Below are 14,337 nucleotides of genomic sequence, written 5' to 3' on the forward strand. Positions count from 1 at the left end.
AAAATAACCATGAATGTATTAAAACGTTGCACCTGGAAAAAATTAGCATATCTTATTGTCAGCATTTGTTATTGTTTTAAATAATAATTTTGATATGAGTTTAATATGTCTATTTATAAAATCCCGCTTGATCAAAACGTGCTGGACGCCGCTCTGGAGCGCATAACCTGGGCGCTGGAAACTCTGCCTCGGGTTTGTGTCTCTTTCTCCGGCGGGAAAGATTCAGGACTGATGTTACATCTGACAGCTATGCTTGCACGCCAACTGCATAAAAAAATTGACGTACTATTTATCGACTGGGAAGCCCAGTTTTCCTGCACTATTGATTATGTTGAGGCGCTTCGTGCACGTTATTCTGATGTCATCGAGCGCTTTTATTGGGTGGCTTTACCGCTCACCACCCAGAATTCACTCTCTCAATTTCAGCCAGAATGGCAGTGTTGGGAACCAGGTACTCCGTGGGTTCGCCAGCCTCCCACGGATGCCATAACCGATCCAGATTATTTCTCCTTCTATCAACCCGGCATGACCTTTGAACAATTTGTTCGCGAGTTCGCTGACTGGTATTCAGAGAAACGTCCAGCCGGCATGATGGTCGGGATCCGCGCCGATGAGTCATATAATCGTTTTGTCGCCATTGCCAATTCGCAAAAGCAGCGCTTTGCCGATGATAAACCCTGGACCACCAGCGCCCCCGGCGGGCATACCTGGTATATTTACCCGATTTATGACTGGAAAACTGCCGATATCTGGACCTGGTTCGCAAAAACCAGAATGTCGTGCAATCCCTTATACAATCTCATGTATCAGGCCGGTGTCCCAACACGTTACATGCGTATTTGTGAGCCCTTTGGCCCGGAACAGCGTCAGGGATTATGGCTATATCACGTCATTGAACCCGAGCGTTGGGCAACCATGTGCGCCCGTGTCAGCGGTGTAAAAAGTGGCGGAATTTATGCCGGTCAGGACAACCATTTTTACGGGCACCGCAAAATATTGAAACCCGAACATTTAAACTGGCAGGAATACGCCATGCTGCTGCTCAACAGCATGCCGGAAAAGACCGCTGAGCATTATCGCAATAAAATCGCCATCTATTTGCAGTGGTATAAGAAAAAGGGCATGGACAATATCCCGCAAACTCAGGAAAAAGATATTGGCTCAGCGGATATTCCGTCATGGCGGCGTATCTGTAAAGTCCTGCTGAATAACGACTACTGGTGCCGGGCGCTGTCATTCAGCCCCACAAAACCCAAAAACTACCAACGTTATAATGAACGCATGAAAATAAAACGCCAGCAATGGGGAATCTTATGCAACACCGACTAACTCAAGAACTCACTGGTTTTCTTTCTGGGCTGTCAGAAGAAGAACGAATTGAAGCAATCAACCAATTCAGAATGGCTATCCACAGCGTCAGCCCTTTTCGCGAAGAGCCAGTAGACTGTGTACTATGGATTAAAAACGAGCATATCTCACCCAATGACTATAACCCTAATAACGTTGCGCCTCCGGAGAAAAAGCTGCTGCAGAAATCCCTCGAAGCAGACGGATTCACGCAGCCCATCGTGGTAGTTCACTCCACGGCGGAAGAATACGAAATTGTCGATGGTTTCCACCGTCATGAGCTAGGTAAAAGCAAACCGTCGCTGAAATCACGCCTGCATGGCTACCTGCCGGTCACCTGTTTACAGCGTGAGCGCCATGAACGCATGGCAGCGACAATTCGTCATAACCGTGCCCGTGGGCGGCATAAAATTCATGCCATGTCGGAAATCGTTCGTGAATTATCACTACTGGGATGGAGCGCAGAGAAAATCAGTAAAGAGTTAGGTATGGACGACGATGAGGTTTTACGTCTGAAACAAATTAACGGTCTGCAAGAGTTGTTTGCCGACCGTCGCTTCTCCAAAGCCTGGACAGTAAAATAACTACAGTGCAACCAGACGTTCGGCTGCCGCCAGCAGCGTCGATTCTTGCTTGGCAAAACATAGGCGAATCAGCTTATGCGGGAAAGGATCGGCGCAGAAAACCGACAACGGGATCGCGGCAACGCCCACTTCTTTGGTCAGCCACTGGCAAAACTCAACGTCGTTAAGCGTGGAGACGGCACTGTAATCGACCAGCAGAAAATAGGTGCCTTCACACGGCAAAATTTCCAGTCGGCTGTCACGCAGCGCGTGCACCAACACATCGCGTTTTTTCTGATAAAAGGCTGGCAACTCACGATAGTGTGTTGGATCCTCCCGCAGCATATCCGCCAGCGCCAACTGAGCCGGCGTATTAACTGAGAACGTCAGATACTGGTGTACCTTGCGTAATTCAGCGCTAATGGCGGCAGGCGCAACGCAGTAGCCGACTTTCCAGCCGGTCATATGGTAGGTCTTCCCAAACGATGAAACGGCAACGGCGCGTTCGCGCAGCTGTGAATGCGCCAGCACGCTGGCATGTCCTTGTCCGGCGAAGCAAATGTGCTCATAAACTTCGTCGCTGATGACAAAGATCTCGCGTTCTTTAATTGCCTGCCACAGGGCATCAAAATCGGCGTGATGCCATACGGTGGCGGAAGGATTGTGCGGCGTGTTAAGGATCACCAGTCGGGTGCGTTCGCTGAGTACAGCGCTAAATTCCTGCCAGTCGACGCGAAAAGACGGCGGTTGCAGCGCGATACGTTTAACTACGCCGCCGGATAATTCGACCGCGGGTGCATAGCTGTCGTAGCTCGGGTCAAAACAAATCACCTCATCGCCAGGACGCACCAGCGCCGTAATTGCGGCGAACAGCGCTTCTGTGGCCCCCGCCGTCACGGTCACTTCACTATTCGCATCAGGTTTATAGCCGTACAACTGCGCGGTTTTATCCGCAATGGCTTCGCGCAGCGGCTGTACGCCCGTCATCGGCGCATACTGGTTTGCGCCATGCGCGACGTGATACGCCAGACGTTCCTGCAAAAAGAGTGGCCCGTCAAAATCAGGAAATCCCTGCGAGAGGTTAATGGCCTGATGCTGCTGCGCCAGCGCGCTCATTTGCGTGAAGATAGTGGTGCCAAGATTAGGCAGTTTGCTTTGCGGAATCAGCGGGTTATTACTCATTATTGTTATCCCAGCGGGTGATGTTGTGGTTGAAGCCACTATAGCACGATGCTAGTATTTGGCAATCAAGACGTTCAGACGTCTATATAAAAATAACCTGCATTGACAGGACAGCCAAAAGGACAACACAACATGAGTAATACCGAGATTCGCGTCGTCACCGGCCCGGCCAACTATTTTTCCCATCCCGGCAGCCTGTCAAGACTCAACGATTTTTTCACCGCAGAGCAACTCTCACGCGCCGTCTGGGTGTACGGTGAACGCGCCATCGACGCGGCCCGCCCTTATCTGCCTGAGGCATTTCATCTTGCCGATGCCAGGCACCTGCTGTTTACGGGACATTGCAGCGAAACCGATGTTACTCAACTGGCAAAAGAGTCAGGAGAGAATCGCAGCGTGGTGATTGGTGTGGGCGGCGGGACATTGCTCGACACAGCCAAAGCGCTGGCTCGTCGTCTGGGTCTGCCTTTTGTCGGTATTCCTACTATCGCAGCGACCTGCGCCGCATGGACACCGCTCTCCGTCTGGTACAACGATGCAGGCCAGGCGCTGCATTTCGAAATTTTCGCTGACGCCAATTTCCTCGTGCTGGTCGAGCCAGAGATCGTTCTCAATGCGCCTGAAGAATACTTACTGGCGGGGATCGGCGACACGCTGGCGAAATGGTACGAGGCCGTCGTGCTCGCACCTGAGCCGGAAAACCTGCCTCTGACCGTACGTCTGGGTATCCATGCTGCGCAGACGATCCGCGACGTCCTGTTGGAAAGCAGCGAGCAGGCGCTGGTCGATAAGCAACAAGGCACGTTAAGCCGCACGTTTTGCGATGTGGTGGATGCAATTATTGCCGGAGGCGGCATGGTCGGCGGTCTGGGTGAGCGCTACACCCGCGTGGCGGCGGCGCATTCGGTACATAATGGCCTGACCGTGCTCCCGCAAACGGAGAAGTTTTTACATGGCACCAAAGTGGCGTACGGCATACTGGTGCAAAGCGCGCTGCTGGGACAAGATGATGTGCTGGCGCAGTTAATTACCGCCTATCAGCGCTTCAACCTGCCAACCCGGTTGGCTCAACTGGACGTGGACATCAACAACCGCGCCGAAATCGACAACGTGATTGCGCACACCCTGCGCCCGGTGGAGTCCATTCATGCGCTGCCGGTAACGTTAACGCCACAGACGCTGCGCGCAGCGTTCGAAAAAGTAGAATCGTTTACGGTGTGATTATGGTGTGGGATGCCTGATGGCGGCAACGCAGCGAAACCCTGGAGCTTACAAAGGTAAGTGACCAGGGTGAACACGCCTGCAGCTTGAATGATGAAGAGCATTAACAGCAGCGTGCGCCGCCTTTCCCCCCGTAGCGCGCATCCTGGCGTTCGCGGAAAAATTCTTCGTAGGTCATTGGCGTCAGGTCCGGATGCGTGACGCGCATATGCTCAACATAGTTGTCGTAATCCGGCACACCTATCATTAATCGGGCGGTTTGACCCAAATACTTCCCGGCTTTAGAGAGCGTTTCAAACATAGTGGTTCCCTGTCGAACAAACGCCCTCCCCATTCAGGAGAGGGCTCGTTGGTTAAGAGAATATTAGTGCGCGCCTTTCGCCTGCGCCACGATCTCTTCGACATTCTCAGGCATCGGTTCGTATGGCGTTTCTTTCGACGTAGGTTTGTCCTCTTTCAGTGCTGCCAGTGCAGTTTTGATGGAGAACAGACCCAGCACCACAACGACTACCATGAAGAAGATAGTGAGACCCGCATCCAGGCGGTTGTTAAACACCAACTGCGTCAGCTGCGACTGAGTGTACTGCGCCGGAATATTACCGCTGTCGATCATCGCCTGGAACTTGTTAGCGATGGCGAGGAAGCCAATTTTCGCATCCGGGCTAAACGCTTTCTGCCAGCCGGCGGTCAGGGTACAAATCAGCAGCCAGGCCGTTGGCACCAGCGCCACCCACGCGTAGCGCTGACGTTTCATCTTGAACAGCACCACCGCGCAAAGCATCAACGCCATACCGGCCAGCATCTGGTTGGCGATACCAAACAGTGGCCACAGGGTATTAATACCACCCAATGGATCCACCACGCCCTGGTGCAAGAAGTAACCCCAGGCCAGCACGCACAGCGCCGTTGCCAGCAGGTTCGCAGGCAGGGAATCAGTACGTTTCAGACCCGGTGACACCACGCCCAGCAGATCCTGCAGCATAAAGCGTGCGGCGCGCGTACCGGCGTCTACCGCCGTCAGAATAAACAGGGCTTCAAACAGAATGGCGAAGTGATACCAGAACGCCACATCCATCATGCCGCCCAGCGCACCATGCAGAATATACGCCATGCCCACCGCCAGCGTCGGCGCACCGCCTGCGCGGGAGATAATGGATTGTTCGCCGACATCGTTCGCAATCTGATGCAGCGTATCAGGCGTGATAACAAAGCCCCAACTGCTCACAACCTGTGCCGCTGACGCAACCACATCGGTGGTTCCGGCAGGTGCCAGTACAGCCATCGGGCTGTTCATCGCAAAATAGACGCCCGGGTCGATAACGCAGGCCGCCACCAGCGCCATAATGGCGACAAAGGATTCCATCAGCATCCCGCCGTAGCCAATAAAACAGGCCTGACCTTCATTCGCCAGCATCTTCGGCGTGGTGCCGGAGGCAATCAGCGCGTGGAAACCAGAGACCGCACCGCAGGCGATGGTAATAAACAAGAACGGGAACAGGTTACCGCTCCAGACCGGGCCTGTACCGTCAACAAACTTGGTCAGCGCAGGCATGGTCAGCGTCGGACGCATGATCAGAATCCCTACCGCCAGACCAACAATGGTACCGATTTTCAGGAAGGTAGAGAGATAATCACGCGGTGCCAGCAGCAGCCACACCGGCAACACAGCGGCGACAAAGCCGTATCCCACCAGCATCCAGGTCAACTGTACGCCGGTAAAGTCAAAGTACGGTGCCCAGGTCGGGCTTTCAGCCACCCAGCCGCCGGAAATAATAGCAAACACCAGGAATACCAGACCGATGACCGACACTTCACCAATGCGGCCCGGGCGCAGATAACGCAGGTAAATCCCCATGAAGATCGCCAGCGGGATAGTAAAGGTGACGGTGTAGGTTCCCCACGGGCTGTGGGTCAGCGCTTTCACGACGATCATCGCCAGTACCGCGAGGATAATCACCATGATCATAAAACAGGCCACCAGCGCAATGACGCCCGCCGTTGGGCCCATTTCTTCTTTCACCAGTTCGCCAAGGGAACGACCATCGCGACGGGTAGAAACAAACAGCACCATAAAGTCCTGCACCGCCCCCGCCAGTACCACCCCGGCAAGCAGCCAGATCATACCCGGCAGATAGCCCATTTGCGCCGCCAGCACCGGTCCAACTAATGGACCCGCTCCAGCAATCGCCGCGAAATGGTGGCCAAACAGCACTTTTTTATCGGTAGGAACATAGTCCAGACCATCGTTATGACGCACGGCAGGCGTCATACGCGTCGGGTCCAGCGCCAGTACATTTTTCGCGATGTACAGGCCGTAGAAACGGTAAGCGATAAGGTAGACACAGACCGACGCCACGACTATCCACAACGCGTTGATCTGTTCGCCACGATTTAATGCGATATAGCCGAGGGCAAATGCTCCCATAACGGAGAGCACTGTCCAGACGAGGTACTTCCCTGATTTATTCATACTTGGTTTTCCGTTGTCCTGGTCAGAGAGATGTTACATTTTGTTTCTATAACATCTTTTCTGAATTTAACAACCTGACAACCATGTAAACCCGAAGTATCACTGAGTATTTACATTGCATTGTTAACTGGATCACTTCATTTAGCCGTTAACCCTGCAATTTCATTTTACTTTGTCGGGCGACTCACCCCATCACCGCAGTGCCTAAACGACAGGTGCAACAGCGTCGTCCCTGCTCATCAAAGATGACGATTTCCCAGCTTTGACTCTGACGCCCGAGGTGCAACGGCTGGCAAACGCCGCGCACTTTCCCCTGCGCAACCGCCCGATGGTGCGTGGCGTTCAGTTCCGTACCCACCACACACTGCCCGTCGCGAGTCATCAGATAACCCGCCATCGAACCCAATGTTTCCGCCAGGGCCGCCGACGCGCCGCCGTGCAGCAGACCAAACGGCTGATGCGTCCGGCTATCCACCGGCATTTCGGCTTCCAGCACATCATCCCCCAGTCGGGTATAGACCATGCCTAAATGCGCCACCATCGTGTTCTGACTAGTGGCATTGAGTTCATCCAGCGTTAAATGACGTTTCCAGATCATCGTCATGCCCCCAGCGTGGAGCCGCCGTCCACCACGATATCCTGAAGCGTAATGTGGCTCGCCAGATCGGAAGCGAGGAATAAAATCGTGTTAGCGATTTCCTGTGGACGAGCGATTTTCCCCAGCGGAATGCCGAGCTTAAACTGCTCGCCAAACCCACGAATGCGCTGTTGCTCCGCATCATCGCTGACCCACAACGTACGCTGCATGTCGGTGTCGGTCGAGCCTGGCGAAACCACATTGCAACGCACACCGCTGCCTGCCAGTTCAAGTCCGACGGTCAGTGCCAGGTTTTTCAGCGCGGCTTTTGACGCACCGTATGCGCTCATACCGATACGCGGCGTGTGCGCCGCATCCGACGCGACGGTCACGATTGCCCCGCCCTGCTGGCGACGAAACTGCGCCATCGTCTGCTGAAACAGATTGAACGCCCCACCAACGTTAACCGCAAACGTCTGCTGCCACTCCTCAATGCTCAGCGCATCGGTGGCCCCCATACGCAAAATACCCGCCGCATTGACCAACACATCCAACCGCTCGCGCGTTTGCAGGACGCGCTGACACACCTCAGCCACCTGTTCAGCATTCGCCACATCCAGCACTTCGGTGGCAAACGGGTAGTTATTCTGAGAAAATTCACGATCGAATCCTGTCACCTCAGCACCCGCTTTCACAAACGCCAGCGCCGTGGTGTAGCCAATCCCTTTTCCCGCGCCGGTTACCCAGACGGTTTTCCCTGCGAAGTCAAATCCAGACATTACTTCACCTCGCGAGAGAGCAGCGTCCACCAGGCGTCAATGGTCGGGTTTTTCGCCAGCATCACGAAGTCAATATCGCTATGAACCTTACGCCAGCGCGCCGCCAGCGCCATCATGCGCACAGAATCCAGTCCGTAGTCGATCAGGTTTTCGTCATCCATCGGCTCTTCGGACTCATCGAGCAGCGGCAGAATAATGCTGCGTAACGCATCTTTGCTGGCCGGTACCGGCGTCGGTAATAATTCCTGAGTCATCACCACACGCCCGGAGCGTCCCGCCACGTATTTCAGCGACATCAGATGTTCGTCACGGCTAAAGTCTGCCAACGCATCGGCAACCATAAACGGCTTGATGTCGCGCATAAAGGCGTCCGTTGCGGTGGTCATACAGCCAATATGCGCATACACGCCGGTAATGATCAGTTGATTACGTCCGGTTTCCTTAAGCATCTGTTCCAGCGGGGAGCGATGAAATGCGCTGTAACGCCATTTCACCAGAATGGTATCCGCTTCATCCGGCGCCAGCGCCTCTACGATTTTTTGCTGTTCCGGCGAACGCGTCAGTCCCGGTCCCCACATATCATTGAGCAGTGCGCGGTCTTCATCACTTTGTTCTTTCGGCTGAGCGGTGTAATACACCGGAATGTTATGCTCTTTGCAGTACTGACGCAGTGCGGCGATGTTAGCGACGACCTGCTCCATCATCGGGCAGTTATCGCCCCAAAAACCGATAAAATAGTCCTGCATGTCGTGGATCAGCAGTGCGGCGCGTTCGGGGTCAAACGCCCAGTCCACTTTGTTCACCGGAACATCAAGCGCCGTGGGTAGCGCATAAGCCTGCAGTTTAGGAATTGCCATCTCTTATTCTCCTTCAGGCCAGTGAACGTGATGCCAGCCACTGACGTAATTGTTTTTTATCTACTTTCCCAACCGGAGTCAGCGGTAACGACTCAACGCACTCCACGCGGTCAGGTAATTTAAATTCCGCTACGCCCTGTTCGCGTAGAAAACGACGCACCTGCACCGCTCGCAGCGGCTCTTTTACCACCAACCAGGCACAGCTTTTCTCGCCCATCAGTTCGTCATCCATACTGACCAGCGCGGCATGGATCACCATCGGGTGGCGCAGCAGCAGGTTTTCAATCTCTTCTGCAGCGATCTTCTCCCCACCGCGGTTGATCTGATCTTTCTCGCGTCCCTGGACGGTGATGTAGCCATCTCGATCGATGGCGATCAGATCGCCGGAGCAGTAAAAACCGTTGGCGTCAAAGGCGCTGGCATTGTGCTCAGGACTGTTGAAGTAGCCGCGGAAGGTGTATGGGCCACGCGTCATCAGGCGCCCGGTTTCTCCCTCGGCTAAAGGGTTGCCGTCAGCGTCTGCTACCCAGACTTCATCATCGGGACACATCGGGCGGCCCTGGGTATTGATGATGCGTTCAGGACTGTCGTCCAGACGGGTGTAGTTCACCAGCCCTTCCGCCATGCCGAAGACCTGCTGCAGCTGGCAGCCGATCTCCGCCGGAATACGCGCCGCAAGCGAGGCGGAAAGCCGAGCCCCACCGACCTGTAGCAGCGTCAGCGAAGCCAATTGCGCATTGCTCCCCCACTCCGCAATTGCTTGCAGCCACAGGCTCACCGCTGGCGGCACCAGCGCCGTGACGTTAACCTGATGCTGTTCAATCAGAGGGAAGCACAGGGTGGCGCTCGGGTCAGCCGCCAGCACGACGGTGCCGCCAGCCAGGAATACCCCCAACGCGCCAGGCGAACTCATCGCGTAGTTATGCGCCGCCGGGATCGCGCATAAATAACGCGTTTCCCCGGTGAAGCGGCAAATCTCATTGCTGCGACGCACGCTGTAGTAGTAATCGTTATGGGTACGAGGAATCAGCTTTGGCGTCCCGGTAGTCCCGCCAGAAAGCTGGAAATAGGCCACCTCATCAGCAGGCGATGGCGTGGCGGAAAAATCAGTCGCAGGCTGGCTTATCGCCGTTTGCAGATTGTGTTCGCCTTCATCATTGCGCAGTTGCACCACGCGCACTGAATTGTGTTCAGCCACAAAAGCGTTAAGAAAATCGTCCCCGCTAAACAGCGCATGCTGACGATCGGCAATCAGCAGCGCCGGTTCAATCTGTTTGGCATAGGCGTTAAGTTCGTTACGCTGATGGCTGAATAATGCCAGCACCGGAGCTACGCCCAGCTTGAGCAGCGCAAAGAAAGTGATATACAACTCAGCCACGTTGCCCAGTTGCACCAACGCGGTTTCGCCGGGTTTGATCCCCTGACGGCGCAGACTGCAGGCGAGATTGTCAGTGGCCTGATTCAGTTGACGATAGCTCAGATGGCGTTCGCCATCGATCACCGCCGTATGGTCGCTGTCGGCGTGACGGGTCAGAATGTCGGTCAGCGGCAAATCCTGCCAGTAACCTTTTTCACGATAGCGGCGGGCAAACTCCTCCGGCCAACGGGTGAAAGGAATACTCATTATCGCTCCTTAGAGGCCTGGTCAATAAGGCTCTTAATGCAGTCCAAAAACATTCAACATCGTGGAGAGTTTGGCTCCCGTTTCACGCCATTCCGCAACCGGGGACGAAGCCGGAACAATCCCGGCACCGGCAAAGAAACGTACCTGATTACGCAGCAGCTTCGCACAACGGATCGTCACCACCCATTCGCCGTTGCCTTGGGCATCACACCAGCCGACAATGCCACCGAACAGTTCGCGATCGAACGGCTCCAGCTCGGCGATAAGTTTGCGCGCAACCTGATGCGGGAAGCCGCTCAGCGCAGGCGTCGGATGCAGCAGGCACGCGAGCGTCAGGGCGTTTTCTTGCGTGTTGGCTTTACCCTCAAACGGCGTGCCGAGGTGCCAGAGCGTAGGCGTGGTGACCAGTTGCGGAGAAGAAGGGAGTTGCAGTTCACGGCTGCGATCGCGCAGGACATTTTTCATGGCTTGCGTCACCAGTTCGTGCTCATGGCGATCCTTTTCGGACGCCAGCAGGCGGATGCCCGCCTCACGGTCCAGCACATCGTCCGGTTGACGTCGTGCCGAGCCTGCCAGCGGTAATGAGCTGAAACGATCGCCTTCTTTGCGTAACAGCAGTTCCGGACTGGCGCCAATCAATACGCCACCGTCTTCAAGGGGAACGTGAAAGTTGTAGCTCGCCGGATTTTGCGCCACCAGGCGCTCCAGCAGCGCCCCGCTGTCAATATTGGCATCAGCGGTGATATCGATCAGGCGTGACAACACCACTTTGTCGACTTCCGGGGTTGCCGTCAGCGCAGCCGCGCGAGTGACCATATCTTCAAAGAAGTTCTGTTCCGGGATCGATTTACGTTCAACAACGTTCAGCGACTGATGCGCGTTAAAGTAACGAGATGATTGCTGCTTCGCCGTTCGGGAGAAAGTCTGCCATGACTGGGGAATAAACAGCGATGACGGCTGGCGGGTGTCAAAAGGAATCGCTCCGACCATGATGGGGTTAGCGATACCCTGCGCTTTGGCATCAGCAAACAGCGCATGCATTTTTTGTTGGAAAGGGCTGTCTGGCGAATCGCCATCAATTGCCGGTTCCGCATAGCGGGCGAAGCATCCTGACGTCGTAAAACTACGGTACGGCGACATAAAGAAAAAACTGTCGGGAGCGAGCGTCGGCATAGTCTGCGTTTTTTCCTCGGCCAGTGACGTTTCCATATCATCCTCCAAAAATGATAAAAGCTCTAATAATGATTATCATTTATATTTTCGGTCGCTAACCTAAAAGCAAAGCGGCGGTATGTCAACTCTTGTGGCAGCACAATGTGCGACTTTGGCTTGCATCCTTGTCCACTAACAATGAAAATGAGAAGCATTACTTATACTGATAACAGGATGCTGATTCGTGAGTCTCCCCTCTTTTTGCCGCACCGTGCTCTTACTGGCAGGTTTGTCTATTTCAGGAATTTCTTCAGGTTATGCCGCCGACTGGCCGCGTCAGGTTACCGACAGTCGTGGTACGCATACGCTGGAACATAAGCCGCAGCGAATTGTCTCCACCAGCGTCACCCTCACCGGCTCGCTGCTGGCAATTGATGCCCCGGTCATCGCCAGCGGCGCTACTACGCCGAACAATCGCATCGGCGATGCACAGGGCTTTTTACGCCAGTGGAGCGAAGTGGCAAAAGCGCGCAAACTGAGCCGCCTGTATATCGGCGAACCGAGCGCTGAGGCCGTGGCGGCGCAAATGCCGGATCTGATTCTGATCAGCGCCACCGGGGGAGATTCAGCCCTCGCGCTATACGATCAGTTGTCCACCATTGCGCCAACGCTAATCATTAATTACGACGACAAAAGCTGGCAGGCGCTGCTGACGCAGTTAGGTGAAATTACCGGTCAGGAGCAACAGGCGGCTGCGCGTATTGCCGAGTTTGATAAGCAACTGCAGGCGGTCAAGCAGCGTATTACCCTGCCGCCGCAACCGGTCAGCGCGCTGGTGTACACCGCTGCAGCGCACAGCGCCAACCTGTGGACGCCTGAGTCGGCGCAGGGCAAGCTGATGGAGCAGTTAGGTTTCACCCTGGCACCGCTGCCTGCCGGATTGCACACCAGCCAGAGTCAGGGCAAACGCCACGATATCATCCAGCTTGGCGGTGAGAACCTGGCGGCTGGCCTGAACGGCGAAGCGCTGTTCCTGTTCGCTGGCGACAACAAAGATGCCGACGCCATTTATGCTAATCCGCTGCTGGCACATCTGCCGGCCGTGCAGAATAAACGTGTTTACGCCCTGGGTACGGAAACCTTCCGTCTCGACTACTACAGCGCGACCTTGCTGCTGCAACGTCTGTCAGCTCTCTTTTAATCGCCAGCGCCGGATACGGCTAACGCCTTATCCGGCCTACAAACCGTAGAGGACAACGCTATCCGGCATTCACAGGCATTTGTCGGAATCGGCGCACTTCTCCCAGCAACAGCAGCAGTAGCAGACCGACAATCACCAGCCCAAACCCACTTACGCTTGCCGAAGCAACCGGTGTCATCATCGCCCCCAACCCCCCTAACAGCGCCGCGCCGATCGCATCTCCTGTTACGTTCTGCGCAGTCCACAAACCGTTAATTCGCCCGAGCATCGCTTCTGGCGTCTGCGTCTGTAACAGGGTGTACTGCAACAAAGAGCTGACCGCACTCAGCCAACCGAACAGCGCCAGGCAGACAACGCCAAGCTCCCAGACCGGCATCAACCCAAACAGACCGATAGCCAGGAACGAAGCCACGGTCGATACCAGCATGATCAGTCCCGGACGCACGCTGTGCGCCAGTTGCCCGCTGGTCAACGCGCCCACCGCCGCGCCAAGAGGAATGGCCGCATACAGCAGACCTATTTGCGCACTCGACATTTGCCAGTTAATCGCCAACGCGGGGTACAACACGCGCACGGCGCTCGCCATAGTCAACAGACCGCCAAGCAGCGCAATGCCGCCAATCAGCGGGCTGGCAAGCAGAAAGCGAAATGCTGCCAGCAGCGATTTTAGCGGATGCTCGCGCGGCTGCGGCGGAGGTGGCAGCGCAGGAAGGCTCAGCAACGGCAGCAAGGTAATGAAAGTGCCCGCCGCCGCCAGACCGTAGTTCCACGCCACGCCACCGGTCGCGAGCAATACCCCGCCAAGCATCGGCGAAATAACCGAACCCAGACGTACCGTCAACATGGTAATCGCCCCGGCCTGCATCAAATTCTCCCGGCCAACCAGCGCCGGTGTTGCCGCCAGCAACGCGGTCACGCCCAGCGAGGCAAAGAAACCGTCCCATAAGCCAAGCAAATAAATCGCCAGTAACGACGGTTCGGGCAGCAGCGCATTCAGACACAGACCAATAAAGCCGATTCCGCAGGTTCCACGAGCCAACAGGATCACTTTTTTACGCTCATAGCGGTCGGCCAGCACCCCGCCCACCATCAGACCAATAAACATTGCGCTGCCGGTCAACGTCACTGACAAACCTACCTGCCAGGTCGACTGGGTCATCATCTGGATCTGTACCGGAACCGCCACGCCGAGTAGCCCCAGAGAGACAATGGAAATAAAACGGGCGAGGAAGACGGCGCGAAATGCAGGGTGGGTCTTTAACAGGCTGAGATTGAGCAGCCAGGATTGTCGATTCATTACAGAGCCTTACCAGGTACTTTTTCAATATCCATTCGATGGCTGCACATGCTAACATATCCAAATA

13 protein-coding genes are annotated in these 14,337 nt (G+C 55.2%); 4 read left to right on the plus strand and 9 right to left on the minus strand.

All coding sequences use genetic code 11. The annotated features are described in order from the left end of the window. Positions 1-105: 105 nt before the first annotated feature. On the plus strand, positions 106-1,329 hold the full coding sequence (locus ABIE10_RS08245) for a phosphoadenosine phosphosulfate reductase (protein ID WP_047501773.1): 1,224 nt from the start codon (positions 106-108) through the stop codon (positions 1,327-1,329). Continuing rightward, a complete protein-coding gene (locus tag ABIE10_RS08250; RefSeq protein WP_046275109.1) occupies positions 1,314-1,931 on the plus strand; it encodes an IbrB-like domain-containing protein in 618 nt (205 codons plus the stop codon). The genes ABIE10_RS08245 and ABIE10_RS08250 overlap by 16 nt, the downstream gene beginning before the upstream one ends. On the opposite strand, the gene ABIE10_RS08255 is transcribed toward ABIE10_RS08250, so the two are convergent. Then, complete coding sequence (locus tag ABIE10_RS08255; protein WP_429155261.1) at positions 1,932-3,092, minus strand: pyridoxal phosphate-dependent aminotransferase; 1,161 nt, start codon at positions 3,090-3,092, stop codon at positions 1,932-1,934. A gap of 132 nt (positions 3,093-3,224) precedes the next feature. Here ABIE10_RS08255 and ABIE10_RS08260 point away from each other — a divergent pair, with 132 nt between their 5' ends. Beyond that, positions 3,225-4,313 carry an oxidoreductase gene (locus tag ABIE10_RS08260; RefSeq protein WP_016155948.1) on the plus strand — a complete coding sequence of 363 codons (1,089 nt, stop codon included), beginning with the start codon at positions 3,225-3,227 and terminating at the stop codon, positions 4,311-4,313. Between the two features lie 103 nt (positions 4,314-4,416). Here ABIE10_RS08260 and ABIE10_RS08265 read toward each other — a convergent pair whose 3' ends face one another. The 7 genes from ABIE10_RS08265 to entC form a co-directional block, all read right to left on the minus strand. Continuing rightward, a complete protein-coding gene (locus tag ABIE10_RS08265) occupies positions 4,417-4,614 on the minus strand; it encodes a YbdD/YjiX family protein (protein WP_019076244.1) in 198 nt (65 codons plus the stop codon). Between the two features lie 63 nt (positions 4,615-4,677). Beyond that, positions 4,678-6,783, minus strand: coding sequence for a pyruvate/proton symporter CstA (gene cstA, locus ABIE10_RS08270; protein ID WP_429155263.1), 2,106 nt, complete (start codon positions 6,781-6,783; stop codon positions 4,678-4,680). A 184-nt stretch (positions 6,784-6,967) separates the two neighbouring features. Beyond that, the gene (gene entH / locus ABIE10_RS08275) at positions 6,968-7,381 is read right to left on the minus strand and encodes a proofreading thioesterase EntH (RefSeq protein WP_029139447.1); all 414 of its coding nucleotides are present in this window, start codon (positions 7,379-7,381) and stop codon (positions 6,968-6,970) included. A 2-nt stretch (positions 7,382-7,383) separates the two neighbouring features. Next, positions 7,384-8,139, minus strand: coding sequence for a 2,3-dihydro-2,3-dihydroxybenzoate dehydrogenase EntA (gene entA, locus ABIE10_RS08280; RefSeq protein WP_016155947.1), 756 nt, complete (start codon positions 8,137-8,139; stop codon positions 7,384-7,386). Then, entirely contained in the window at positions 8,139-8,996 is an 858-nt protein-coding gene (locus ABIE10_RS08285; protein ID WP_153690631.1) for an isochorismatase, read from the minus strand. Before ABIE10_RS08285 ends, entA begins: the two co-directional genes overlap by 1 nt. A 13-nt stretch (positions 8,997-9,009) precedes the next feature. After that, on the minus strand, positions 9,010-10,620 hold the full coding sequence (gene entE / locus ABIE10_RS08290; protein ID WP_047358073.1) for a (2,3-dihydroxybenzoyl)adenylate synthase EntE: 1,611 nt from the start codon (positions 10,618-10,620) through the stop codon (positions 9,010-9,012). 33 nt (positions 10,621-10,653) lie between these two features. Further along, a complete protein-coding gene (gene entC, locus ABIE10_RS08295) occupies positions 10,654-11,829 on the minus strand; it encodes an isochorismate synthase EntC (protein WP_259685812.1) in 1,176 nt (391 codons plus the stop codon). A 187-nt stretch (positions 11,830-12,016) separates the two neighbouring features. Here entC and fepB point away from each other — a divergent pair, with 187 nt between their 5' ends. After that, positions 12,017-12,973, plus strand: coding sequence for a Fe2+-enterobactin ABC transporter substrate-binding protein (gene fepB / locus ABIE10_RS08300; protein ID WP_016155944.1), 957 nt, complete (start codon positions 12,017-12,019; stop codon positions 12,971-12,973). A gap of 58 nt (positions 12,974-13,031) precedes the next feature. Here the strand turns inward: fepB and entS are convergent, their stop codons facing one another. After that, positions 13,032-14,270 carry an enterobactin transporter EntS gene (entS, locus tag ABIE10_RS08305; protein ID WP_016152195.1) on the minus strand — a complete coding sequence of 413 codons (1,239 nt, stop codon included), beginning with the start codon at positions 14,268-14,270 and terminating at the stop codon, positions 13,032-13,034. Between the last annotated feature and the right edge of the window lie 67 nt (positions 14,271-14,337).

Origin of the sequence: Citrobacter sp. 506 (assembly GCF_050434985.1) — a bacterium.
Lineage (GTDB): Bacteria > Pseudomonadota > Gammaproteobacteria > Enterobacterales > Enterobacteriaceae > Citrobacter > Citrobacter braakii.

Bases quoted from the DNA above. Each gene is read 5' to 3' on its own strand.
- cstA (WP_429155263.1), bottom strand. From the start codon at position 6,783: ATGAATAAATCAGGGAAGTACCTCGTCTGGACAGTGCTCTCCGTTATG.
- entH (WP_029139447.1), bottom strand. From the start codon at position 7,381: ATGATCTGGAAACGTCATTTAACGCTGGATGAACTCAATGCCACTAGT.
- ABIE10_RS08250 (WP_046275109.1), top strand. From the start codon at position 1,314: ATGCAACACCGACTAACTCAAGAACTCACTGGTTTTCTTTCTGGGCTG.
- ABIE10_RS08245 (WP_047501773.1), top strand. From the start codon at position 106: ATGTCTATTTATAAAATCCCGCTTGATCAAAACGTGCTGGACGCCGCT.
- entE (WP_047358073.1), bottom strand. From the start codon at position 10,620: ATGAGTATTCCTTTCACCCGTTGGCCGGAGGAGTTTGCCCGCCGCTAT.
- entA (WP_016155947.1), bottom strand. From the start codon at position 8,139: ATGTCTGGATTTGACTTCGCAGGGAAAACCGTCTGGGTAACCGGCGCG.
- entS (WP_016152195.1), bottom strand. From the start codon at position 14,270: ATGAATCGACAATCCTGGCTGCTCAATCTCAGCCTGTTAAAGACCCAC.
- ABIE10_RS08255 (WP_429155261.1), bottom strand. From the start codon at position 3,092: ATGAGTAATAACCCGCTGATTCCGCAAAGCAAACTGCCTAATCTTGGC.
- entC (WP_259685812.1), bottom strand. From the start codon at position 11,829: ATGGAAACGTCACTGGCCGAGGAAAAAACGCAGACTATGCCGACGCTC.
- ABIE10_RS08265 (WP_019076244.1), bottom strand. From the start codon at position 4,614: ATGTTTGAAACGCTCTCTAAAGCCGGGAAGTATTTGGGTCAAACCGCC.
- ABIE10_RS08260 (WP_016155948.1), top strand. From the start codon at position 3,225: ATGAGTAATACCGAGATTCGCGTCGTCACCGGCCCGGCCAACTATTTT.
- ABIE10_RS08285 (WP_153690631.1), bottom strand. From the start codon at position 8,996: ATGGCAATTCCTAAACTGCAGGCTTATGCGCTACCCACGGCGCTTGAT.